Below are 24,788 nucleotides of genomic sequence, written 5' to 3'. Positions count from 1 at the left end.
TGGACCCCATCCGGTTGAAAAGCGGCCACGACAGCGCTCGGTTCAGCCTGTCCAGAACTGCAGAAATGTTGATTTTGACCGCCATGACCCGCCTATACCGCAACCCCTGTCGGCACGAACAGCGACCGCCGACATTTTTCGGTTCGGCGGGTGGGTCACATTCCTAGCAGCCCAGCGTCTCCGCGACGACCGGCACGACCGGTGAACCGCAGGCCCTTTCCCCTAACCTCTCGTTAACCATAACGGTCCATGAAGGACGGGTGAAAATCGTCGGCGTGCGCCGCCTTCCTTTCACCAAACTTTGCCCCGAAAAGGCCGGCATCGGCGTATTTCAGGGCAGGCGCGCGTAGAGCGCCGCGACACGAAACGGAATGCTGCCAAGGGGCTGGCCGGGGGCTGACGCCCGGATATCTTTAAGGACTGTCTGACGATGGAAAACCTACCTCTCGCCGAGCCGGGCGTGCAGTTGTCAGTTTGGGCGCTCTTCCTGCAAGCCGGCTGGGTGGTCAAGCTGGTCATGCTCGGCCTGCTCGCCGCCTCGATCTGGACCTGGGCGATCGTGATCGACAAGATCCTTGCCTATGCGCGCATGCGCCGCTCGCTGAGCCGCTTCGAGCAGGTGTTCTGGTCCGGGCAGTCGCTCGACGACCTCTACCGGACGCTGTCGGAGCGCAAGCCGACCGGCATGGGCTCGATCTTCGTCGCCGCCATGCGCGAATGGAAGAAGAGCTTCGAGAAGGGCGCGAAATCGCCGATCGGATTGCAAAACCGCATCGACAAGGCGATGGACCTGGCGCTGACCCGCGAGATGGAGCGGCTGGAGGGCCGGCTGGGTTTTCTCGCAACCATCGGTTCGGCAGCCCCCTTCATCGGCCTGTTCGGCACGGTGGTCGGCATCATGACCTCGTTCCAGGCCATCGCCGGCTCCAAGTCGACCAATCTGGCGGTGGTGGCGCCCGGCATCGCCGAGGCGCTGCTCGCCACCGCCATCGGCCTGCTCGCCGCCATCCCCGCCGTCATCGCCTACAACAAGCTGTCGTCGGACGCCGGTAAGCTGGGGGTGCGCATGGAGGGTTTTGCCGACGAGTTCTCGGCCATCCTCTCGCGCCAGATCGACGAGAAGATACCGCAGCAGCGGGCGGCGTGAGGATCAGACGATGGGAATGTCGGTAGGCGCGGCACGGTCTGGACGAGGCGGACGCGGCCATAGAAGGCGCGGACGCCATCACGGCCTGATGTCGGAAATCAACGTCACGCCCTTCGTCGACGTGATGCTGGTGCTGCTCATAATCTTCATGGTGGCCGCGCCCCTGCTCACCGTCGGCGTGCCGATCGACCTGCCGGAGACGCAGGCCAAGGCGATGAACGCCGACACGCAGCCGATCACAATTTCGGTGAATCAAACCGGTCAGATCCATCTTCAGGAGACCGAGATCCCGATGGAAGAGGTGGTGCCGAAGCTGCAGGCGATCGCCAAGACGGGTTATGAGGAACGCATCTTCATCCGCGGCGACAAGATGGCCGACTACGGCACGGTGATGAAGGTCATGGCGGTGATCAGCTCGGCCGGTTTCAAGAACATCGGCCTGGTCAGCCTGCCGGAACAAGGCACCTGAGTCTGGAATGAAGGCCGGCCTCACAACATCGGTTGTCCTGCACGCGGCGCTGCTCGGCTTCGGCCTGTTCGCGCTGTCGGCACCGGCGCCGCTCGAAGTCGCCGACGTCGAGGCGCTGCCCGTCGACATCGTGCCGCTTTCGGAGATGACGCAGATCCAGGAGGGCGACAAGAAGGCGCCGATGGCGGAGAAGGCCGCGCCGACGCCGACCACCCGCCCGGACGTCGTGGCCGACGCCCAGAAGATCGGCGACAACGACATAGATACCGAAAATCCGCCGACGCCCGACGGCAAGCCGACGCCGGTGAAGACCGCCGAGGCGGCCGCGCCCGCGCCAAAACCGGTCGAAAAGCCCAAGCCGGAAGAGACCCCGAAGCCGAAGGAGGAACCCAAACCGGTTCCCGCCACGGAGGTCGCTCCGGTCCCGGAACCCAAGGAAGAAGTAAAGCCCGAGCCGGTGAAGGAACCCGAGCCGAAACCGGAACCGGTCAAGCAGCCGGAGCCCGAACCGGTGAAGCCGCCGGAGCCAAAACCCGAGCCCGTGAAGCAGCCGGAGCCCAAGCCGGCCGAACAACCCGAGGAGACGGTTGCGGCCATCGAACCGTCCAAGCCCGACGCCATCGCGGAGGCCATAGCCGAGGAGAAGCCGGCACCGACGGAGGAGAGCGTCCAGCTACCGACGTCCGCCCCCGCGCCGCAGGCCCGGCCAAAACCCGCCGAGGCGCAGAGCGCCAAGGCGCCCGACCGCAAATCGTCGGAAAAGCCGGTCAAGGAGGCCTCTTCCAAGCCGCAGTCCGACGATACGGGATCGATCGAGAAGCAGGTCGAAGCGCTGCTCAACAAGGACAAGACCAAGGGCGGCGGCGCCAAGCGTTCGACGCAGACGGCGGCGCTCGGCGGCGAGAAAAATACCGGCGGCTCGAAACTGTCGCAGAGCGAAATGGACGCGCTGCGCGGCCAGGTCCAGCGCTGCTGGAACATTCCCGCCGGCGCGATGGATGGCGACAAGCTGCGCGTGTCCGTGAAGTTCAAGCTTGACCGCACGGGCGCTCTCGAAGGCAGCCCGGAAATCATTTCGGGCGGCGGCTCCAGCGGTGTCGAGCGCGCCGCCGCGGAAGCGGCGCGGCGTGCGGTGGCACGGTGCTCGCCCTACACGCTGCCGGTGGAGAAATATGAATCCTGGGCGGACGTGATCGTCAATTTCGATCCAAGCGAGATGTACTGACCGTCTCCGGGATCTTGCGAACGAGGTTCAATCGAATGAAGAAATTTCTGGCGTCATTTCTCACGGTGGTGACCATCGCCACGGGTTTTGCCGCGTTGGCGACCTTGCCGGCCCGGGCGCTCGTCGAGATCGACGTCAACAAGGGCGTAGTCGAGCCGCTGCCGATCGCCATCACCGACTTTTTGTCTGGCGATGGAACCGGCTCGGAAATCTCGCAGATCGTTGCCGCCGACCTTCAGCGCTCCGGCCTGTTCGCGCCGATCGACAAGGGCGCCTTCATCGAAAAGATATCGAATCCCGACGCGGCGCCCCGCTTCGAGGACTGGAAGGTGATCAATGCCCAGGCGCTCGTCACCGGGCGGGTCAGCCAGGAGGCCGATGGCCGGCTGAAGGCCGAGTTCCGGCTCTGGGATACTTTTGCCGGCCAGCAACTGGTGGGCGAGCAGTTCTTTTCGTCAAAGGCCAACATGCGCCGCGTCGCCCACATCATCGCCGACGCCATCTATGAGCGCCTGACCGGCGAGAAGGGCTATTTCGACACGCGCGTCGTTTTCATCGACGAATCCGGCGCCAAGAACGACCGCAAGAAGCGTCTCGCGATCATGGACCAGGACGGCGCCAATGTGCGCTACCTCTCCGACGGCCGCGCCATCGCGCTCACGCCGCGCTTCTCGCCAACGCGCCAGGAAATCACCTACATGTCCTATGAGGGAGGCCAGCCGCGCGTCTATCTCCTGCAGATCGAGACCGGGCAGCGCGAACTCGTCGGCAATTTCCCGGGCATGACCTTCGCGCCGCGCTTCTCGCCGGACGGGCAAAGGGTGATCATGAGCCTGCTGCGCGACGACGGCAATTCCAACATCTACGCCATGGACCTGCGCAGCCGCACGACGACCCGGCTCACCAGTTCCAACTCGATCGACACCTCGCCCTCCTATTCGCCGGACGGATCGAAGATCGTCTTCACGTCGGATCGCGGCGGCCAGCCGCAAATCTACGTCATGGGGGCCGACGGCTCGGGCCAGACCCGCGTCTCCTTCGGCGGCGGCTCCTATTCGACGCCGGTCTGGTCGCCGCGCGGCGACCTGATCGCGTTCACCAAGCAGACCGGCGGCGAGTTCCAGATCGGCGTGATGCGCACCGACGGTTCGGGCGAACGCATCCTGTCCTCCGGCTTCCAGCAGGAAGGCCCGACCTGGGCGCCGAACGGCCGTTACATCATGTTCTTCAAGGAAGCGGCGGGCTCAGGCGGGCCGCGCCTGTTCTCGATCGACCTGACCGGCCGCAACGAGCAGCCGATCCCGACCAAGAACTATGCGTCCGATCCGGCCTGGTCGCCATTGCTGGAATAGGCCGTCAACCACGACCGATATTGGTCTCGACGCGGCGAAGTTTCATGACCTCGCCGCGTTTTCGTCGCATTTCCGCCCAGCGTGCGGGCGACTTGTGACATTGGACGGCAGCCGTGGACGGCGGCATGCAAGAGAGCGTTAACCATGTCCGTTGAGCGGCGGTTAACCCAAACGTGGTTACTCAACGCTCAATGATTTCACTCACATATTAAGGAGAGGCGGGATGCGCCGCATCGCAAAGCTCACCACGAACCCTGTCATGATCGCGCTGGTCGCGACGCTCGCCATCGCCGGCTGCGCCTCCAAGAAGACGCCGAACAGCGCCGCCGATCTCGGGCTGGGCGCCGGCGCCGCGACGCCCGGTTCGGCGCAGGATTTCACGGTCAATGTCGGCGACCGCATCTTCTTCGACACCGATTCGTCCGCCATCCGCGCCGATGCGCAGCAGACGCTGGGCCGCCAGGCGCAGTGGCTGAACAAGTACCGCAACTATGCCATCGTCGTCGAAGGCCATGCCGACGAACGCGGCACGCGCGAATACAACCTTGCGCTGGGCGCCCGCCGCGCCGCCGCGACGCGCGACTATCTGATCTCCAGGGGCGTCGCCGGCGGCCGCCTGAAGACCATTTCCTACGGCAAGGAACGCCCGGTCGCCGTCTGCGACGACATTTCCTGCTGGTCGCAGAACCGCCGCGCGGTCACGACGCTGAGCGGCGCCGGAAGCTGATCACCTGAGAATCCCGGTCGATGAACACCCAACGGCGGCCCCCGGGCCGCCGTTTGCGCTTGCGCGGCAGTGTGGTATGAAAGCCACATGAGCGACGAACCCGACAGTCTCATCCTGCGCCTGCTGCGCGACATGCGCGCCGAGATGGCAACCCGGATTGACATATCCGACTTGCGATCAGAGATGGCAAGCCTGGGAGCGGACCTACGATCGGAGGTGCATTCGCTGCGCGCCGACGTTGCTTCCGACATCGCAACCTTGCAGGCCGAAGACAAGAAGACGCGCAAGGAGTTGGGCGAGCAGATCGTCGGGTTGCGCCGGGCCGTGATGGAATACCACAGCTCGGTGATCGGCCATGGCGTCCTGATCAGCGAACTCGAAGCCCGCATGCGTCGGGTCGAACAGCATTTGGACCTGCCCGCAATGGACCCGCACTGACCTCCGTTCGGGTCGAATTCGTCACCGACGTGAAACGCGAAACAAAATTTGGCCGAAGTCTCGCGGCCTGATAAAAGGCCGATGCGTGCCGCATCGGAAGTGTTTTGCGTCGTTGCCGCGGCCGCTGAACCGCAGCCTTCACCAATCATGAGACGCCCATGTATTTTCGATCGATCCTGAGCGGCACGCTTGCCGCGATGCTCCTTTCGGTTGCCGCCGTCGAGGCGCGCGACATCGCCGCCACCGACCATGGCATCGCCGTCCAGCGTCCCGCCGCCGGGCTGCCAGGGGTGTTCGATGCCTCTCCGGCCGACGGCAGCTACCGCGTGGCGCAGGCTTCCGACCCGCGCGTGGTGAACCTGGAGGAACAGATCCGCACCCTCAACGGCACCGTCGAGGAACTGAACTTCCAGATCCTGCAGTTGCAGGAGCAGATCCGGAAGATGCAGGAGGACAACGAATTCCGCTTCCAGGAACTCGAGAAGAAGTCCGACGCCTCCGGCAAGTCGAACCGTAAAGTCGCCGGCGATACGCCGGCGACCCAGGAGAAGCCCGCCGAGGACAGTGTCGCTGGCGTCATCGCCAACGACACGACCAATGCCACCGATCCCAATCTCGGCGCTCCGCAAAAGACCTTCGGAACGATCACAGTCGACAAGAACGGCAATGTGCGCTCGGTCGAAACCGCGCCGGCGAAGAATGCCGCGCCCAGCGCCGGATCAGATACGCCTGCTCCCAAGCAGAATGGCGGGTCGATCGTCGCCGCGCTGCCGCCGACCGATGACCCGGAGGAACTCTACCGGAATTCCTACCAGTTCATCCTCTCCGGCGACTATTCCACCGCCGAGACCGGTTTCCGCGACCATATCGAACGATTTCCGCAGAACGAGCGCGCCGCCGATGCGCATTTCTGGCTGGGCGAAGCGCTGCTTGGGCAGAAGAAATACCGCGACGCCGCCGAAACCTTCCTGGCCGCGAGCAAAGCCTATCCCAAGGCCAAGAAGGCCCCGGACATGCTGCTGAAGCTCGGCATCTCGCTTGTTGGGTTGAACCAGCGCGAAGTGGCCTGCGCCACTTTCGGCGAGGTCGGAAAGCGCTATCCGAACATCTCATCCGCGCTCAAGGAGCGCGTGAAGCAGGAACAGGCGCTGGCTGCGTGCTGAGCCCGCCGGGCGATCTGCTCGAAGCGATTTCCAGATACGGATTTGAAAACCGCTCCGTTGTCATTGCCGCGGTTTCCGGCGGCAGCGATTCGACGGCGCTGTTCCTGCTGCTGAAGGCTTTCATCGACCGCGCGGCCATTCCGACGCGCCTCGTCGCGGTTACGGTCGACCACGGGTTGCGCGTGGAATCCGCCGACGAAGCATCGGCCGTTGGGGAACTGGCTGCACGGCTGGGCGTCGAGCACCGGATTTTGCGCTGGAACGGGCCGAAACCAGCCACGGGCCTCGCCGCCGTGGCACGCGAGGCGCGTTATCGCCTTCTCGCGACGACCGCCGAGGAAATTGGCACCGACATGATCCTCACCGCGCACACCGCCGACGACCAGGCGGAGACGGTGTTCATGCGCCGGCAACGCGGCGACGGCATGGGTCTGGCGGGCATGGCGCCGGCCACGCTGTTCGACGGAAAGGTCTGGATTGCAAGGCCGCTTCTCGACACGCGCCGCGAAATGCTGCGAGACTTCCTGCGCCAAAATTCCATCGGCTGGATCGACGATCCGAGCAATGCCGACCGGCGATCCGAACGTGCCCGAATCCGGTCGGAACTGGCCGCCTCATACGATGCGGATGTCGGCACCGAGGCGCTTCTGGAGATTGCCCGCCAGAATGCGGCGCGGCGCGAGGAACTCGGCCATCGCGCTGCTTCTTTGATCTCAAGCTTCGCCCGGGAGGCCGAGGCCGGCTTGATCCAACTCGATGCAGGCTTTCTTGGCAACGCCGGTGAACCGGCGGCCATTCATGCACTGCGTGTCCTGCTGGCCGTCGCAGGCGGCGTGCCGCATCTGCCGGATGAGGAGCGGACCGCCGCCTTGGCGGCGCGCCTTTCCGACCCGCCATGTCGCGCCACTTTGTCGCGGACGTTCGTCGCCTCCCGGCGTGACGGTGTCTGGCTCTGCCGCGAACGGCGCGGATTGCCCGAACCGGAGCCTGCGTTCCCGGGCATGATCTGGGACGGGCGATTTCGCGTTTCGGCTGTCGGATCCCCGGCCGCGACGTCGATCGCGCCAACCGCCGGCGAGCTCGTCGGTGAAACCGAGGAAGAACGTGCCGCGCCTAAAAGTCTGATTCGTCTTGCGCGTCTGTCCCGGCCCGTACTTTTGAGCCAGGGTGTACGAGCAGCCGGCATGCCGCCCGATGCTGATGCAGATACGGTTGGAAGCTGGCAAGCAACGCCTGTCCTGTCGCTCTACGCGCGCTTCCTTCCATGCTTCGACATCGAGCTTGCGCGCGCCGTTTCGAGACTCGTCGGCGCACCCGCAATTCCCGGGCCGCCATGCCCCCGTCACAATGTCGGGCAAGCTTAACTGCTTAGAGGGGTTTTGCTTGGCAATATGGCCAGTCCTCCCTATGTTACTCGGGACGCATATTACTCTGGACGCATGCCCTAAGCCGGGTGTGAACGGGACACTTGATGAATCCGAATTATCGCAACCTCGCGCTGTGGGCGATCATCGCCGTGCTGCTCATCGCGCTGTTCAATCTGTTCCAGACCGGACCGGCAGCGCGTGGGGCTACTTCCGAGGTGGCCTATTCGGATTTCCTGAAAGACCTCTCGTCGGGCCGCATCAAGACCGTCACCATCGTCGGTGACCGGATCACCGGCTCCTATTCCGACAATTCCGCCGGTTTCCAGACCTACTCGCCGGGCGACCCGACCCTGGTTTCGCGGCTTGAGGAAAAGGGCGTCACCATCACCGCGCGTCCCGAGACCGAGGGTTCGGGCGGCATCGTCAGCATGCTGATCTCGTGGCTGCCGATGATCCTCATCCTCGGCGTCTGGATCTTCTTCATGCGCCAGATGCAGTCGGGGTCCGGCCGTGCCATGGGTTTCGGCAAGTCGAAGGCCAAGCTGCTGACAGAGGCGCATGGCCGCATCACCTTCCAGGACGTGGCGGGCGTCGACGAAGCCAAGCAGGATCTTGAGGAGATCGTCGAGTTCCTACGCGACCCGCAGAAGTTCCAGCGCCTCGGCGGCAAGATTCCGCGCGGCGTGCTGCTGGTCGGCCCTCCCGGCACCGGTAAGACGCTTCTCGCGCGCTCCGTCGCCGGCGAGGCCAACGTGCCGTTCTTCACCATTTCCGGTTCGGACTTCGTCGAGATGTTCGTCGGCGTCGGCGCGAGCCGCGTCCGCGACATGTTCGACCAGGCCAAGAAGAACGCGCCCTGCATCATCTTTATCGACGAGATCGACGCCGTCGGCCGCCATCGCGGCGCCGGCCTCGGCGGCGGCAATGACGAGCGCGAGCAGACGCTGAACCAGTTGCTGGTCGAGATGGACGGTTTCGAATCCAACGAATCGATCATCCTGATCGCCGCCACCAACCGGCCGGACGTGCTCGACCCGGCGCTGCTGCGTCCGGGCCGCTTCGACCGCCAGGTCGTCGTGCCGAACCCCGACATCATCGGCCGCGAGAAGATCCTCAAGGTCCATGTGCGCAACGTGCCGCTGGCGCCGAATGTCGACCTCAAGACCGTGGCACGCGGCACGCCGGGCTTCTCCGGCGCCGACCTGATGAACCTCGTCAACGAGGCGGCGCTGATGGCGGCGCGGCGCAACAAGCGCCTGGTCACCATGCAGGAGTTCGAGGACGCCAAGGACAAGATCATGATGGGGGCGGAGCGCCGCTCGACCGCCATGACGCAGGAAGAGAAGGAACTGACCGCCTATCATGAGGCCGGCCACGCCATCACCGCCCTGCAGGTCCCGGCCGCCGATCCGCTGCACAAGGCGACTATCATCCCGCGCGGCCGCGCGCTGGGCATGGTCATGCAGTTGCCGGAAGGCGACCGCTACTCGATGAGCTACAAGTGGATGACGTCGCGGCTGGTGATCATGATGGGCGGCCGCGTCGCCGAGGAGATCAAGTTCGGCAAGGAGAACATCACGTCCGGCGCCTCCTCCGACATCGAGCAGGCGACAAAACTCGCCCGCGCCATGGTGACCCGCTGGGGCTTCTCGGAGAAACTCGGTCAGGTCGCCTATGGCGAGAACCAGGAAGAGGTGTTCCTCGGCCATTCGGTGGCGCGCACGCAGAACGTGTCGGGCGAGACGGCCAAGATCATCGACGCCGAGGTGCGCCGCCTGATCGACGAGGCCTACAACGAAGCGACCCGTATCCTCACCGTCCACAGGGATGAGTGGATCGCCATCGCCGAGGGACTGCTGGAATACGAGACGCTGTCCGGCGACGAGATCAAGCAGTTGATCGCCGGCAAGAAGCCGTCGCGGGACCTTGGCGACGACACGCCGCCGAGCCGTGGTTCGGCCGTGCCGAAGGCCGGCGCTACCGGCGGCCGCCGCAAGAAGGGCGGCGAGGAATCCGAAGGCGGCATGGAGCCCCAACCGCAGGGGTGAGAAACCGGTTCGCGCAGCGAATTCAACGTGCCGGCGGCACGGTGAAAGGTTTCGAACGCCGGGGAGTTGCCGGAGGCAACGGGACCCCGGCGGGTAGAGCGGTCGGCCGAAGGCCGATCAATCGACAATGATTTGTCGATTGAAGCGACCAACGCACCAAGCGACACCGCGAGCAAGATCGGCGGCGTAGTGAATTCACCGTGGATCGGCACGACGAAAAACGATATCCGGCATCGCAACAATCCCGGACCCTGAAAATCCATTGAGCCCCTCAGGTCGATATTACCGGTCGGCCTGCCCCAAGCGCGGCGAAGGCGCGCCGCGTCGTGCGTGAAACCGGTTCGCGCCAGGTTACCATCCGCGTTTCAAGCTGCTTTCGCGATAAGCCGATGGAATGGCGTCATTTTTTGGAGTTGACGGGAGGTTGAGCACCACCGCCTGGGCCTACGCTTCCAGTTGAGAACGCAAAGAAAAGGCCGGCGAAGCTGGGCTTCGCCGGCCGAACGCCCAATCAAATCGCTCAGGAATTGGCCTTCAGCTTGGCGTTGCACAGGCTGTAGAAGCCGCCGCCCTTCTGGATCCAGCGCAGGCCACCCAGCGCATCGGCATCCTTGTTGGCATAATATTGCTCCAGGCAGGTGTGCATCCGGGCCTTGCCGGGGTTCTCGTTCGAGAATTTTCGCGAGATCGCGGTGGGGAATTTGACGCCACGTGGCGCGACGGTGGTCGGCGTTTCCGGCTCGCTGGTGTAGTTGGCTTCGTCGGCGGCCGGCACCGTTTCGTCATCCGAAGCATTCGCGCCGCATGACGATTTGCGGAAATCGTTCCATTTCATGCCGTTCAGCGAACCGCCGGCCTTGGCCGCCTGGTATTTTGCGCTGCACTCGGCCATTGTCAGGCCCTTGCCGGTGTCCGTAGCAGCGCTTGATTTTCCGGCTTTGGCCGGCGCGGCGGCAGCGGTCGCGCTCGCCCCAGGGCCGCATTCGGCCTTACGGAACTCGTTCCACTTCTGGCCGCCGAGCGTACCCGCCTCCTTGGCGGCATTATACTTGGCGCTGCATTCGGCCATGGTCAGGCCCTTGGCAGCCTCATCCGTGGTTTCGGACCCGGTTGCCTTGGTCGCCTTCTCCGTTTTCGCCGGAGCGGCTGCAGCCGTCGCGCTTGCGCCGGGGCCGCATTCGGCCTTGCGGAACTCGTTCCACTTCTGGCCGCCGAGCGTACCGGCCTCCTTGGCGGCATTATACTTGGCGCTGCATTCGGCCATGGTCAGGCCCTTTGCAGTCTCATCCGTGGTTTCGGACGCGGTTGCCTTGCTCGCCTTCTCCGTTTTCGCCGGAGCGGCGGCAGCCGTCGCGCTTGCACCGGGGCCGCATTGGGCCTTGCGGAACTCGTTCCACTTCTGGCCGCCGAGCGTACCCGCCTCCTTGGCGGCGTTATACTTGGCGCTGCATTCGGCCATGGTCAGGCCCTTTGCAGTCTCATCCGTGGTTTCGGACGCGGTTGCCTTGCTCGCCTTCTCCGTTTTCGCCGGAGCGGCGGCAGCCGTCGCACTCGCGCCAGGGCCGCATTCGGCCTTGCGGAAATCGTTCCATTTCAGGCCGCCAAGCGTGCCCGCCTCCTTGGCGGCGTTATACTTGGCGCTGCATTCGGCCCTGCTCAGGCCTTTGGCGGTTTCGCCCGAGGTCTCGGACGTAGCCGCCTTCTTCGCAGGTTTCGCGGGTTCAGGTTCCGCGACTGCGCTGGCGTCGCTGCCGCACTCCGCCTTGCGGAAATCATTCCACTTCATCGTACCGAGGGTGCCAGCCTCCTTGGCGGCGTTATATTTGGCGCTGCATTCGGCCATGGTCAGCGCGCTCGCCGGCGCGGCCATCAAGGATACGAACACAGCTAGGCAGGAAAGGGTGGTAAGTCGAGTGATGAGCATAGGTCGCCTCCTGCTCACAAAAGTCCCTTGCAGTTCATAGCGTGCAACGAACGGCTGGGCCAGTGAATTGCGCTACAACCGTAGGGTCTTTCGCCAAAGCGGCGGGACGATGACGATGCCATCCGGCATATGGGTGCGGCGTCCAACAGAGCCTAGGCATCGGCTGCGGGTGCTTCCGTATGCCGCTTGACGCAGGATGACGTGGATACGCAGTTGAAGGTCGACGGGTCATCCTCTTGGCCGCTAAACGCAACGGCCCTCTCCCCGATCTGCGCCATTCGGCGATACCGCGGGTATTTGCAGAGCCGAATTAAGGCCGATTGCCACGGACATGCCACATTCTGCTAAGATCAAATGCGACCTCACGCGGGGAAGGCATTTGGGCGACATCGCTGTTCTATGGGAAAGGACGTGCTTCACGGCGCGACAGTCGCCGACCGGCAGGTCGGATGTCTTAATCCTCGTGTCATCAAAAAATTAAACAAAAACAGTTTATTGGCTTGCCGGACCCAGATGTTCGGGACGAGCTTGACTTTCGACAGGGGCAGAGCGGCGACAAGCCGCAATCATGCAATCGCGAATCGACGGATGAAGTCAGAATTGGAATGTGGAAATGACTTCTAAGGGATTCGTAACACATACTCACACTTTGTGATGCAGGCCGGTTGCCCGATTTGTGGCAAAGGCTGCGTCATCGAGTTGGTTTGGGGACATACCTGAATGACGAGAAAGTATTTCGGAACGGATGGAATCCGGGGACGCGCCAACAAGCATCCAATGACCGCGGAAGTGGCCATGAAGGTGGGTATGGCCGCCGGTCTCTCCTTCCAGCGCGGCAAGCACCGCCACCGCGTCGTGCTCGGCAAGGATACGCGGCTGTCCGGTTACATGATCGAGAACGCCATGGTCGCGGGTTTCTGCGCGGCCGGCATGGACGTATTCCTTCTCGGCCCGATCCCGACGCCCGCGGTCGCCATGCTGGCGCGCTCGCTGCGCGCCGATATCGGCGTGATGATCTCCGCCTCCCACAACCCTTATTACGACAACGGCATAAAACTGTTCGGACCGGACGGCTACAAGCTCTCCGACGAGATCGAGATGCGCATCGAGAGCCTGCTGGACAGCGACGTCGACATCGCGTTGGCCGATGCGGAAGGATTGGGCCGCGCCAAGCGCGTCGACGGCGTGCATGACCGCTACATCGAGTTCGCCAAGCGGACGCTGCCGCGCTCCATGTCGCTGGCCGGCCTTCGCATCGTCATCGATTGCGCGCACGGCGCCGGCTACAAGGTGGCCCCCGCCGCTCTGTGGGAACTCGGCGCAGAAGTCTTCACGATCAACAACGAGCCCAACGGCTTCAACATCAACCAGGATTGCGGCTCGACGCATCCTGCCAGCCTCGCCAAGAAGGTGCACGAGGTCCGCGCCGACATCGGCATCGCGCTCGACGGCGACGCCGATCGCATGATCATCGTCGACGAGAACGGGACCGTCGTCGACGGGGACCAGATCATCGCCCTGATCGCTGAGGCGTGGCAGCAGAACGGCCGCCTGGCCGGCGGCGGTGTCGTCACCACCATCATGTCCAATCTGGGCCTTGAGCGCTTCCTGACGGATCGGGATCTTCAGCTCTTCCGCACCCAGGTCGGCGACCGCTACGTCGTCGAGCACATGCGCGCCCACGGCTTCAATGTCGGCGGCGAGCAGTCCGGCCACATCATCCTGTCCGACTTCTCGACCACCGGTGACGGGCTGGTGTCGGCGCTGCAGGTGCTGGCCTGCATCAAGCGCTCCAACAAGCCGGTCAGCGAGCTTTGCCGGAAATTCGAACCTGTGCCGCAACTGCTGAAAAACGTTCGGATCTCGGGAGGCAAGCCGCTCGAATCCACGACGGTGAAGGCCGCCATCGAGGACGCCCGCAGCCGCCTCGGCAAAGCCGGCAGGCTGGTTATCCGTCCGTCCGGAACCGAGCCGCTGATCCGCGTCATGGCGGAAGGCGACGACCGGGGCCTGGTCGAAGCGGTTGTGGACGATCTTGTCGGCGTGATTTCCGAACTGCGCTCGGCGGCCTGATTTCGCCTGCCCGATGAGCGGGCGTGGCTTTCGCCGCCTCGCCCGCCCAAGCGCATAATCAAACTCCCGCGGCACGATCCGCTCACGACGGAGTTGGCCGCGGAGACCGCTCGTTCGTCCGACGCGCGAATTTGGACGCTGCGGCCAGCAGTCGATGCAATCATCGGCGCCGGCGTTCAGGCAGTCCGCCTCATCGCGCTCCGCTGAGCCATTGCCGGCATTTCAACCCACCTCGGCAGCCCGGCCAAGCTTTGCTTCCGCCGTCAAAGATGCCGGCGCCGGAATTCGGTCCACCAGCCCCTCGTCTCCATTGCGTCCGCGCGGCGCAACGCCGCCTCTGCGGTAGATCGGACCATTCCGGACGCGGCTCCGAGATCCCGCAAAAGCGTCCGCCATAATCGGCAATGCCGGCCTAGGCCCGATCATGGTTAAGCAACAGGGTTAAGCGCACCTTAACCTTTACCCTTCATTGTCCACGTCGAGTTCAACCTCTTTCGGGCGAGTGCCTAGTCCCGGGGAACGTGGGGTATTGAAAATGTTCAGACTTGGAATCGCGGGCCTCGCGGCCGTCCTCGCAAGTGGCGCCGCACTGCCCGCGCTCGCGGCGGACTATGTCGAACCGCCGGTTGTGGAGGCGCCCGTCGAGCCGGTCGTCTATGCGCCGAATGTCGGCGGATGGTACATTCGCGGCGACATCGATTACCACTGGTCGGATTTCCGTGGCGCCGACTACGTTCTCTACGGAACGGATGGCGAGATGGGCAATCTTGACGGCGACCTGAAGGGCGCCATGTCGCTCGGCGCCGGTATCGGTTACCAAGTCAACGACTATTTCCGCGTCGACCTGACGGGCGATTATTTCTTCAGTGCGGACTTCGACGGCAGCACCGAAGGTTTCTGCGGCGACGTGCCCTGCACGTCATCCGACAGTTCGTCCGTGCAAGCCTTCCTGATGCTCGCCAACGCCTATGTCGACCTCGGCACCTATAACGGCTTCACGCCCTATGTCGGCGCGGGCATCGGCGGCGCGTATGTCAAATGGGACAATCTGGTCAACAACGACGACAATGGCGAATTCACGCATGACGGCGACGGCAACTGGCGGTTTGCCTATGCCGCCATGGCGGGTGTTTCCTACTGCCTGACCGACACCACGAAACTCGACGTCGGCTATCGTTTCTCGCATATCGATGGCGGCCAGATGTTCGGCTACACGGCCAATGCCGGCCCGGGTTACGACGACGGCTTCAACACGCATGAAGTACGCGCGGGCCTGCGCTATCAGTTCAGCGGCAGCAATGGCTGCGTCGCCCCGGTCCCGTACGAGCCGGCGCCGGTCTACAAGCAGTAGTCGCACGACGAGATCCCGATCCCGACCGCCCGGCCTTGTGCCGGGCGGTTTTGTTTTGCACCGCGCAAAGTTCAAAACTTAACCAGCGGCGTAAAGGATCGGTTAGGCTTAACGCTGATTTAACCGTTATGGTTAACAATACTTCTCGACCGCGATGGATGAACTGTCGGCGTCATCGTCGTATGAGGAGTATCCTGACCATGTTTCTAGCCAGACGCTTCGCCTTGCTGCTCGCCGCCACCGCGTTCCCGCTGTCCCAGGCCGCCGCGGCGGACTACGAACCGCCGGTGGTGGTGGAGACCGCGGAAGAATTCGTTCCCGTGGAAGTCGGCTCGGGATGGTACCTGCGCGGCGACATAGGCTACATCTTCTCGCAGGATTCCGGACGATACTCCTACACCATATCCGACGGAGTGAACTCCACGAATTCCTCCTTCAACAGCGCCTCGCTGGACAATGATTTCACCTTCGGCGGCGGCGTCGGTTACCAGTTCAACGAATGGTTCCGCGCCGACGCCACGGTCGACGGGTTCCGCTCCGATTTTTCCGGAAGCACCAGCAGCTTGGTGCCTTGCTCCGACGATCCGGACCTCGACGGCACGGGCTGCCGTTCCTCCGACAGCGCCGACATGTCCGCCATCAGCGTCATGGCCAATGGTTATGTCGACCTCGGCACCTATGCCGGTTTCACCCCCTATGTCGGCGGCGGCCTCGGTTTCAGCTATGTCAGTTGGTCCGATCTCGGATCGAAATACTACTGCGTCGACGGCGATGCGGCCTGCCCGGACTCGACCTTTGCAGGCTCCAGCAGCATGGGCGGCGAGAGCGACTGGCGCTTCACCTACGCCCTCATGGCGGGCGCGGCCTATGATCTTACCAACAACTGGAAGGTCGATGTCGGCTATCGCTACAAGCAGATCGACAATGGCGATATGTTTAGCTGGGCCAGCGACGGACTGAGCATCAAGGGCAAGGACAGCGACCTCTCGCAGCACGAAATCCGCCTCGGCCTGCGTTACGAAATCTGGTGAGCATGCCGCTACGGCGGCACGGTATCCTCGCGGCGGGCTTTTGCCCGCCGTTCGCTTTTGGCGCTGCCCCTGCGGCATCCTGTTCCGGATACGACGAAAACTTTGCCCTTGACGGCAAATGAGCGACCGAATATTTCCGCCAGTGGGACACCCCTCCCCAACGAGGGGCTTTCTATCTGGAAGGATAGCCACAATGACGACGACCGTCTCCAAGCCCGGACTCCGTCCGGCAAACCCCAATTTCTCCTCAGGTCCCTGCGCGAAACGCCCCGGCTGGTCGGTCGAGGCGCTGAGGAATGCCGCGCTCGGCCGTTCCCACCGCGCCAAGATCGGCAAGACCAAGCTGGAGCAGGCAATCGCGCTGACGCGCGAAGTGCTTGAGGTTCCCGCCGACTACCGCATCGGCATCGTGCCGGCCTCCGACACCGGCGCCGTCGAGATGGCGATGTGGTCGCTGCTCGGTGCGCGCGGCGTCGACATGCTGGCCTGGGAAAGTTTTGGCGCCGGCTGGGTGACCGATGTCGCCAAGCAGCTAAAGCTGAAGGACGCGCGGATTTTCGAGGCGCCCTATGGCGCGCTACCGGACCTCGCGAAAGTCGATTTCGACCGCGACGTGGTCTTCACCTGGAACGGCACGACATCGGGCGTGCGTGTTGCCGATGCCGATTTCATCCCGGCCGACCGCAAGGGCCTGACCATCTGCGACGCCACTTCGGCGGCTTTTGCCCAACGGCTGGACTTTTCGAAACTCGACGTCGTGACCTTCTCTTGGCAAAAAGTTCTGGGCGGCGAGGGCGCGCACGGCATGCTGATCCTGTCGCCGCGCGCCGTCGAGCGGCTTGAGACCTACAAGCCCGACTGGCCGCTGCCGAAGATTTTCCGGCTGACCTCGGGCGGCAAGCTGATCGAGGGCATCTTCAAGGGCGAGACCATCAACACGCCGTCCATGCTGTGCGTCGAGGACTATATCGACGCGCTGGAATGGGCGAAGTCGGTCGGCAAGCTGGACGGGCTGGTCGCCCGCGCCGACGCCAATGCCGCCGTGCTGGCGGATTGGGTGGCGGAGAATGCGGCTGTGGACTTCCTTGCCGAAGTCGAGGCGACGCGCTCCAACACCTCCGTCTGCCTGCGTTTTGTCGATCCGGCCGTTGCCGGTCTGGACGATGCCGGCCAGCAGGCTTTCGTGAAGGCGTTCACGGCGGCGCTTGAGGCGGAGAAGGTGGCCTACGACATCGCCAGCTACCGCGACGCCCCGCCCGGCCTGCGCATCTGGTGCGGCGCGACCGTCGAGACCGACGATTTGCGCAAGCTGACGCCCTGGCTCGACTGGGCCTTTGCGCAGCAGAAGGCGGCGCTGAAGGCGGCGGCATAATGCGACGTTCCCCCTCCCCCTTGCTGGAGGGTGGCCGCGAAGCGGCCGGGTGGGGTTATCTCCACCGCTCCGACTTTCAACAAGGACAGGCCGAGTTCGGCCGCTAGGACCCCACCCGGTCGCTGCGCGACCACCCTCCCCGCAAGGGGGAGGGAAGCCAATCGCAGAGGATTCCCATGCCCCGCGTACTCGTTTCCGACAAACTCTCCACCACCGCCGTGCAGATCTTTAGGGATCGCGGCGTCGAGGTCGACTATTTACCCGATCTCGGCAAGGACAAGGATAAACTACTCGAAGTGATCGGGCAGTATGACGGCCTTGCCATCCGCTCGGCGACAAAGGTCACGGAAAAACTGATCGCCGCCGCGACCAATCTGAAGGTCATCGGCCGCGCCGGCATCGGCGTCGACAATGTCGACATCCCCGCCGCCTCGCGCCGCGGCATCATCGTCATGAACACGCCGTTCGGCAATTCGATCACCACCGCCGAGCACGCCATCGCCATGATGTTCGCGCTGGCCCGCCAGATCCCGGAGGCCAACGCCTCGACCCATGCGGGAAAATGGGAAAAGAACCGCTTCATGGGCGTCGAAATCACCGGCAAGACGCTGGGCGTCATCGGCTGCGGCAATATCGGCTCGATCGTGGCGACGCGCGGCGTCGGCCTGAAGATGCATGTCGTCGCTTACGACCCGTTCCTGTCGGAGAGCCGCGCCACCGAACTCGGCGTCGAGAAGGTCGAACTGGAGGAACTGTTCCACCGCGCCGACTTCATCACCCTGCACACGCCGCTTACCGACAAGACCCGCAACATCATCGACGCGGCGGCGATCGCCAAGATGAAGGATGGCGTGCGCATCATCAATTGCGCGCGCGGCGGGCTGATCGTCGAAAAGGACCTCATCGCCGCACTGAAGAGCGGCAAGGTGGCCGGCGCCGGCATCGACGTGTTCGAGACCGAGCCGGCGACCGAGCACCCGCTGTTCGGCATGGAGAATGTGGTGACGACGCCGCATCTCGGCGCCTCCACCAGCGAGGCGCAGGAGAATGTCGCGCTGCAGGTCGCCGAGCAGATGTCCGACTACCTGATCAAGGGCGCCGTCTCAAACGCCATCAATATGCCTTCCATCACAGCCGAGGAAGCGCCGCGGCTGAAACCCTTCATCAAGCTCGCCGAAGTGCTGGGCGCCTTTGTCGGCCAGGTAACCGAGGAGCCGATCACCGAGGTGGAGCTGCTGTTCGATGGCGCGACCGCCGGCATGAACACCCGCGCCCTGATCAGCGCCGCGCTCGCCGGCCTGATCCGGCCGCAGGTGGCCGACGTCAACATGGTGTCGGCGCCGATCATGGTGAAGGAACGCGGCATCGTCCTGTCGGAGGTCAAGCGCGACAAGTCGGGCGTGTTCGACGGCTACATCAAGCTGACGGTAACCACCGAGAAGCAGACGCGCTCGATCGCCGGCACCTGCTTTTCCGACCACAAGCCGCGCTTCATCCAGATCAAGGGCATCAATCTCGACGCCGAGGTGGGTCAGCACATGCTCTATACCACCAACCCCGACGCACCGGGCATCATCGGCCTGCTCGGCACAATCTGCGGCAAGAACAACGTCAACATCGCCAACTTCCAGCTCGGCCGCAACAAGCCGGGTGGCGACGCCATCGCGCTGCTTTATCTCGATGCGCCGTTCCCGGAGGACGTGCTGGCCGAACTGCGCGCCAATCCGAAGATCGTTTCCGCCAAGCCGCTGAAGTTCGACGTGGCGGCGGCCTGATGGAACCCCGGGCCGGCCGCCGGCCGACTCAACTCTTCACGGTCGAGGCGGCATAGATTTCGTCGATCGACTTTTTGAGCGCCGCCTGGAACTCGGCGTCGCTCATGGAATGTCTGAGGTCCTCAGCCAGGGCGCGCGAAAAACTGGCGATCATGCCGTGGTTTTCGGCCAGCCGCCTGCAGGCGTCGGCGCGGGTATAGCCGCCCGACAGTGCCACCACCCGGGCGACGCGCGGATGCTCGACCAGCGGCGCATAAAAATCCGGCTGGTCGGGGATCGTCAGCTTGAGCATGACCTTCCGGTCCTGCGGCAGGGCGTCGAGCCGGCCAAGAATCTCGCTACGCAGGATCGCCTCGGCGCCGGGCTTGTCGGGGCTCTTGATCGAGACTTCCGGCTCGATGATCGGCACCAGCCCGTGCGCGGCGATCTGCGCGCCGACGTCGAACTGCTGCGCCACCACCGCGGCAATGCCGGTCTTCGACGGCAGGTTGATGACGGAGCGCATCTTGGTCCCGAACACGCCGAGTTTGACCGCGCGCTCCAGCAGCGGGTCCAGCGTCGGCATCGGCTTCATCAGGCTGACGCCGTCGTTCTCTGCCTCCAGCCCCTTGTCGACCTTCAGGAACGGAATGATCTTCCGCTGCTCCCAGAGATAGGATGGGACCGGCCTGTCGCCGACCGAGCCGTCCATCGTGCGCTCGAACAATATGGCCGCCAGGATCTTGTCGCCGGTGAAGGCCGGCGCGGTCATGATGCGCACCCGCATCTCATGCACCAGCTTGAACATCTCGGCCTCGCCGCTATAGGCGGTCTCGGGAATGCCGTAGAGTTTCAGCGCGCCCGGCGTCGAGCCGCCGCTCTGGTCCAGCGCGGCGATGAAGCCCGGGCTTTTGGACATCCGTGCCATCATCTCGGTATTGCTCATGCCGGTCTCCCTTGTGAGGACGTCGGATCGAGCGCCCTTTGCTGTTTCGGAGACATTGCCACGGAGTTCGAAGCGCGCGCAATCGGGGATGACTCGCTGCAACCGGTCAAACGTTCCAGGGATTGACCAGGCGGATGTCGAGGTCGCCAAAATCCTTGGTGTTGCGGGTCGCCAGCGTGGCATTTCGCACAATGACGATGCCGGCGATTTGGATGTCCCAGGTCCCAACATTGCTGCCCCGGAGTGTCCGGGAGGCAGCGATTCCGGCCGCCCGCTCGGCGGCATCGGCATCGAACGGCAGGATTCGGCCAGAAAGCTGTTCCCGAAGCAGTCGGCTGAAGCCCGCGCCGAGCCTCTCTTTTCGGCGGCCGTCCGGCAGAAACAGGATTCCAGTCCTGATCTCCAGGACGCAGACCGCCGTCGTCCAGATCGACTCCGCCGGCTGCCCGTCAGCCCATTCGACGATCGCAGCGTTCCGCTCCGGCATCATCAGGGCGGACAAGACATTCGTGTCGAAAACGATCACTCGCCGAACCGCGCCGGCCGGACCGGCTCGTCCGGAAGGTGTGGAAGCGGTTCGTCGTTGCCGGGAATGTCCTTGAACAGTTCAGCGATCCTGGTGCCAAGACCCGGCACCCTCGGTTCGTCGCGCAGAACGATATCCTGCAGGATGGCGCGCACCTCTTCTTCCATGCTTACGCCATGCCTTGCTGCCCGCTGCTTCAGGCGGGTCTTCAGGTTGTCATCGACGCGCCGGACGAGGATTTGCCCCATGTTTCAACTCCCAATTTGCTATCGTGATAGCATATTGGAGGCGGATCGCCAAACTTGTCTGCCTTGTTTCTCCATCGGCAAACCGTTCCGCCCGAGCCCGTTCCCAACTCTTATACCCTTGCCCGGCGATATGCCGGCCGGAGCGAAACCGTCTGAAATCCGGAAAATTATTGTGCCCGTATCCCTTTTTCACCGATGACAAAGGTCGCGCTCGCGTAACCTTGCCGCTATAGAAGCCCGTTGCCCGGTTCCGGGCTTTCTGTGTTTGAGGAAATGACATGGCCAATGTGGTGGTCGTCGGCTCGCAATGGGGCGACGAAGGCAAGGGCAAGATCGTCGACTGGCTGGCCGACCGCGCCGATGTGGTCGTGCGTTTCCATGGCGGTCACAATGCCGGTCACACGCTGGTCATCGGCGGCGTCAGCTACAAGCTCGCGCTGCTGCCATCCGGCCTCGTCCAGGGCAAGTTGTCGGTCATTGGCAACGGCGTGGTCGTCGACCCGCATCATTTCGTCCAGGAAATGGAGAAGCTGCGCGGCCAAGGGGTTACGATCACGCCCGAGGTGCTGCGCATCGCCGACAACGCACCGCTGATCCTGTCGCTGCATCGCGAACTCGACGGCATCCGCGAGGACGCCAATTCCGCCCTCAAGATCGGCACCACGCGGCGCGGCATCGGCCCTGCTTACGAGGACAAGGTCGGCCGCCGCGCCATCCGGCTGATCGACCTCGCCGAGCCCGAGACGCTGATGCTCAAGATCGAGCGGCTGCTCACCCACCACAACGCGCTGCGGCGCGGCATGGGCCTGGCCGAGATCGAAGCGGCTGCGATCCATGAGGAACTGACCTCGATCGCCGAAAAGATCCTGCCTTTCATGGACCAGGTCTGGCGCGTGCTCGACGAGAAGCGCCGCGCCGGCGCGCGCATCCTGTTCGAGGGCGCTCAAGGCGCCCTGCTCGACAATGACCACGGCACCTATCCGTTCGTCACCTCGTCGAACACCGTGGCAGGACAGGCGGCGGCAGGCTCCGGCCTTGGCCCGACGGCGATCGGCTATGTGCTGGGCATCACCAAGGCCTATACGACCCGCGTCGGCGAAGGGCCGTTCCCCTGCGAACTCGACGACGAGATCGGCCGCCATCTGGCGACCGTCGGCCGGGAGGTCGGCGTCAACACCGGCCGTCCGCGCCGCTGCGGCTGGTTCGACGCGGTGCTGGTGCGCCAGACGGTCAAGACCTCGGGCATAACGGGCATAGCGCTGACCAAGCTGGACGTGCTCGACGGCCTGAAGGAAATCAAAATATGCGTCGGTTACGAGCTTGACGGGCAGAGAATCGACTATCTTCCTGCCTCAATGCGGGCACAAGCTGCGGTTAAACCGATCTATGAAACCCTCCAAGGGTGGTCGCAAACGACGGCCGGGGCGAGAAGCTGGGCCGAATTGCCGGCCCAGGCGGTGAAATACGTGCGATACATCGAGGAACTGATCGGCGCGCCCGTCGCGCTGCTTTCCACCAGTCCGGAACGGGACGACACGATACTTGTGACCGACCCGTTTCAAGATTAATTTTGGCGAATCCCGAACTGCCGCCGCCGGCCGGCGCGCCGCGGGCAATCCAGACCACAGGTCGACAGTAGAATGGCGGATTTCGTAGCGGTCCTGAAAAAGACCCTGGAAGGCTTGAGCGACACCACGCCCGCGATGCGCGAGAAGGTGTACGAGAAGGCGCGCATCACCATTTCGGGAAAACTGGCGGCGATGAATCCGCCGTTGCCGGACGGCGTGGTCGCCAAGCAGAAGCAGGCGCTCGAGGAAGCGATCGTCCAGGTCGAGAAGGAATATGCGCGCGGCAAGCCAGCCGATCCGCTGAGCGAGTTGGAGAGTGTCTTTGCTTCGCTGAAGAATCCGGCTCCGCACATCCCGCTGCGCGATCCGGCTGCCAAGGTTCCCGCCGCCGACAAATCGCTCGCTGCCCCTGTCGCAGCCAAGCCCGCCGCCCCGGCACCGGTGGCAAAAGCGCCGGCTCCAGCTCCGGCTCCGGCGAAATCGCCGGTTCCCGCTTCACCTCCCGCAAGGACGGAGCCGGCTCCGCGCCCCGAAGCGCCGGCAACCTCGCCGGTTAGCGCCAACGATCCGAAGCCGATCGATGAGGTCGTGGACGAGGAGCGCAGCAATGACGATGCTCCGCCTTCGTTCCTGCCGGAGCGGGACGATGGCGAGACGATCGCGCCGGAAGAGGAACCGGAGCGTCGCCGCGGCTACGGCCGCCTCATAGCCGCCGCCGTGGTCCTGGCAATCCTCGCGGGCGGCGGATACCTGGTTTGGGCGAAGCCCGATCAGGTCGAGCAATTGCTGGCGCGCGTCGGCATAACCGGCGCGCACCTCTCCTCGAACGAACCGGCGGCGACACCGGAGCAGCCGGCAACCGAGACTCCCGCTCCCGATGTCGCGGCGGTTCAGCCGCCGGCTGCGCCTGAACCTGCCCAGCCGGCGCCGGAGGCCACGGCGCCCGAGCCGGCGAATGCGGGGCCCCAGAAATTCACGCAGCGCCTCAGCCCCGATGGCACCGAGATTGACGCAGGGCCGGCCGGAGGGCCAGCGGCAATCGGCGAAGGAACCTCTGTCGCAGCCGTGACGCAGCCTTCCATGCCGGCCACCGAACCAGTCGAGCCGCCAACGGCTGAGCCCCCGGCCGCGACCCAGCCGCCCACAGCGGCGCAATCGCCGGCGGAATCTTCGGAAACGACGGCACAAGCCCCCGCCGCGACCGGAGAGACGCCAGCCTCCGAGACAACGCCGGCCCCAGAGACGGCGCCGGCCGCTGGGACTCCCGCACCGGACGCGGCGGCCCCGCCTGCCAATGCCGCGTCGCCGAACGAGCCGCCGGCCGCGGTTGCCGAAACGCCTGTGCCGGCCGCCGAAACGCCGCCGGCGGCTGAAACACCCGCTGCCGAGCCTCCTGCCGCAACCGATTCTGCCACACCGGCCCAGCCCGCGCCGGCCACGCAGGCCGCGCAGCAGGAACAGTCGGTTCCGGTCGGGCAGCGCGCGATCTTCTACGAGGAGCGCACCAACGTCGCCGAGGCATCCGCCGAGCCAGGCTCGATCGTCTGGTCGCTGGTGCAGGAATCCCCCGGCGGCGACCTGCCGCCTGAACCGGCCATCCGCGCCGAAGCGACGATCCCCGGCAAGGACGTGCAACTGCGCATGACCATCCGCCGCAACGCCGACAGAACCCTGCCGGCGAGCCACATCGTCGAGATGATCTTCCTCACGCCGCAGGGTTTCGAGGGCGGCGGCATCGACAATGTGCTGCGCCTGTCGCTCAAAGGCTCGGAACAGGAGGCCGGCAGCCCGCTGCTCGGCATTCCCGCCAAGATCGCCGACGGCTTCTTCCTGATCGCGCTCAACGACAGCAAGCCGGAGATCGAGGCGAACACGCGCCTGCTGCGCAGCCAGGCCTGGATCGACGTGCCGGTTCAGTACAAGTCCGGCCGCCGCGCTCTGTTCACGATGGAAAAGGGCATTCCCGGCGCGAAAGTGTTCGACGAGGCGCTGAAGGCCTGGGAGGCGGCAGGCAGCGGCTGATTGTTCGAGACCGCTGCGGCGCGAGGCCACTCACCGC

The 24,788-nt window shown here is 64.3% G+C and carries 20 protein-coding genes; 16 read left to right on the top strand and 4 right to left on the bottom strand.

The features are described from left to right. The first annotated feature begins 430 nt into the window (after nt 1–430). From tolQ to ftsH, 9 genes are all read left to right on the top strand, one after another. The gene (tolQ, locus tag ABMA59_RS15220; RefSeq protein WP_349006219.1) at nt 431–1,147 is read left to right on the top strand and encodes a protein TolQ; all 717 of its coding nucleotides are present in this window, start codon (nt 431–433) and stop codon (nt 1,145–1,147) included. 10 nt (nt 1,148–1,157) lie between these two features. Further along, nucleotides 1,158–1,616 carry a protein TolR gene (gene tolR / locus ABMA59_RS15215; RefSeq protein WP_349006218.1) on the top strand — a complete coding sequence of 153 codons (459 nt, stop codon included), beginning with the start codon at nt 1,158–1,160 and terminating at the stop codon, nt 1,614–1,616. 7 nt (nt 1,617–1,623) lie between these two features. Then, complete coding sequence (locus ABMA59_RS15210) at nt 1,624–2,841, top strand: hypothetical protein (protein WP_349006217.1); 1,218 nt, start codon at nt 1,624–1,626, stop codon at nt 2,839–2,841. Nucleotides 2,842–2,876: 35 nt separating this feature from the next. Continuing rightward, on the top strand, nt 2,877–4,193 hold the full coding sequence (tolB, locus tag ABMA59_RS15205) for a Tol-Pal system beta propeller repeat protein TolB (protein ID WP_349006216.1): 1,317 nt from the start codon (nt 2,877–2,879) through the stop codon (nt 4,191–4,193). 223 nt (nt 4,194–4,416) lie between these two features. Continuing rightward, a complete protein-coding gene (gene pal, locus ABMA59_RS15200; RefSeq protein WP_349006215.1) occupies nt 4,417–4,920 on the top strand; it encodes a peptidoglycan-associated lipoprotein Pal in 504 nt (167 codons plus the stop codon). A gap of 87 nt (nt 4,921–5,007) precedes the next feature. Continuing rightward, entirely contained in the window at nt 5,008–5,358 is a 351-nt protein-coding gene (locus ABMA59_RS15195; RefSeq protein ID WP_349006214.1) for a hypothetical protein, read from the top strand. Between the two features lie 158 nt (nt 5,359–5,516). Next, complete coding sequence (gene ybgF / locus ABMA59_RS15190; RefSeq protein WP_349006213.1) at nt 5,517–6,521, top strand: tol-pal system protein YbgF; 1,005 nt, start codon at nt 5,517–5,519, stop codon at nt 6,519–6,521. Next, nucleotides 6,515–7,885 (top strand): tRNA lysidine(34) synthetase TilS, encoded by a 1,371-nt coding sequence (gene tilS, locus ABMA59_RS15185; protein ID WP_349006212.1) that lies wholly within the window; start codon nt 6,515–6,517, stop codon nt 7,883–7,885. Before ybgF ends, tilS begins: the two co-directional genes overlap by 7 nt. A gap of 107 nt (nt 7,886–7,992) precedes the next feature. Next, nucleotides 7,993–9,936, top strand: a complete 1,944-nt coding sequence (ftsH, locus tag ABMA59_RS15180; protein WP_349006211.1) for an ATP-dependent zinc metalloprotease FtsH — start codon at nt 7,993–7,995, stop codon at nt 9,934–9,936. A gap of 520 nt (nt 9,937–10,456) precedes the next feature. Here the strand turns inward: ftsH and ABMA59_RS37220 are convergent. Further along, on the bottom strand, nt 10,457–11,200 hold the full coding sequence (locus tag ABMA59_RS37220) for a hypothetical protein (RefSeq protein ID WP_425475924.1): 744 nt from the start codon (nt 11,198–11,200) through the stop codon (nt 10,457–10,459). 1,380 nt (nt 11,201–12,580) lie between these two features. Here ABMA59_RS37220 and glmM point away from each other — a divergent pair. The 5 genes from glmM to serA all read left to right on the top strand — a co-directional run bounded on the left by glmM (nt 12,581) and on the right by serA (nt 19,462). Further along, entirely contained in the window at nt 12,581–13,933 is a 1,353-nt protein-coding gene (gene glmM / locus ABMA59_RS15170; RefSeq protein WP_349006209.1) for a phosphoglucosamine mutase, read from the top strand. A gap of 535 nt (nt 13,934–14,468) precedes the next feature. After that, entirely contained in the window at nt 14,469–15,284 is an 816-nt protein-coding gene (locus ABMA59_RS15165) for an outer membrane protein (protein WP_349006208.1), read from the top strand. Nucleotides 15,285–15,484: 200 nt separating this feature from the next. Further along, on the top strand, nt 15,485–16,315 hold the full coding sequence (locus ABMA59_RS15160; protein ID WP_349006207.1) for an outer membrane protein: 831 nt from the start codon (nt 15,485–15,487) through the stop codon (nt 16,313–16,315). Between the two features lie 193 nt (nt 16,316–16,508). Next, nucleotides 16,509–17,687 carry a phosphoserine transaminase gene (locus ABMA59_RS15155; RefSeq protein ID WP_349006206.1) on the top strand — a complete coding sequence of 393 codons (1,179 nt, stop codon included), beginning with the start codon at nt 16,509–16,511 and terminating at the stop codon, nt 17,685–17,687. Nucleotides 17,688–17,863: 176 nt separating this feature from the next. Beyond that, nucleotides 17,864–19,462, top strand: a complete 1,599-nt coding sequence (gene serA / locus ABMA59_RS15150; RefSeq protein ID WP_349006205.1) for a phosphoglycerate dehydrogenase — start codon at nt 17,864–17,866, stop codon at nt 19,460–19,462. Between the two features lie 28 nt (nt 19,463–19,490). On the opposite strand, the gene ABMA59_RS15145 is transcribed toward serA, so the two are convergent. The 3 genes from ABMA59_RS15145 to ABMA59_RS15135 form a co-directional block, all read right to left on the bottom strand. After that, nucleotides 19,491–20,387 carry a fructose bisphosphate aldolase gene (locus tag ABMA59_RS15145; RefSeq protein WP_349006204.1) on the bottom strand — a complete coding sequence of 299 codons (897 nt, stop codon included), beginning with the start codon at nt 20,385–20,387 and terminating at the stop codon, nt 19,491–19,493. 106 nt (nt 20,388–20,493) lie between these two features. Further along, a complete protein-coding gene (locus ABMA59_RS15140; protein WP_349006203.1) occupies nt 20,494–20,913 on the bottom strand; it encodes a type II toxin-antitoxin system VapC family toxin in 420 nt (139 codons plus the stop codon). Then, nucleotides 20,910–21,161 carry a FitA-like ribbon-helix-helix domain-containing protein gene (locus ABMA59_RS15135; RefSeq protein ID WP_349006202.1) on the bottom strand — a complete coding sequence of 84 codons (252 nt, stop codon included), beginning with the start codon at nt 21,159–21,161 and terminating at the stop codon, nt 20,910–20,912. The genes ABMA59_RS15140 and ABMA59_RS15135 overlap by 4 nt, the downstream gene beginning before the upstream one ends. 278 nt (nt 21,162–21,439) lie before the next feature. On the opposite strand from ABMA59_RS15135, the gene ABMA59_RS15130 reads away from it, so the two are divergent. After that, a complete protein-coding gene (locus tag ABMA59_RS15130; RefSeq protein WP_349006201.1) occupies nt 21,440–22,729 on the top strand; it encodes an adenylosuccinate synthase in 1,290 nt (429 codons plus the stop codon). Nucleotides 22,730–22,801: 72 nt separating this feature from the next. Beyond that, nucleotides 22,802–24,751 (top strand): hypothetical protein, encoded by a 1,950-nt coding sequence (locus tag ABMA59_RS15125; RefSeq protein ID WP_349006200.1) that lies wholly within the window; start codon nt 22,802–22,804, stop codon nt 24,749–24,751. Nucleotides 24,752–24,788 lie beyond the last annotated feature (37 nt).

Origin of the sequence: Mesorhizobium yinganensis, from assembly GCF_040081985.1 — a bacterium.
GTDB lineage: Bacteria > Pseudomonadota > Alphaproteobacteria > Rhizobiales > Rhizobiaceae > Kumtagia > Kumtagia yinganensis.
Note: the sequence above shows the minus strand (reverse complement) of the source record. Positions and strands in the feature narration are given on the sequence as shown.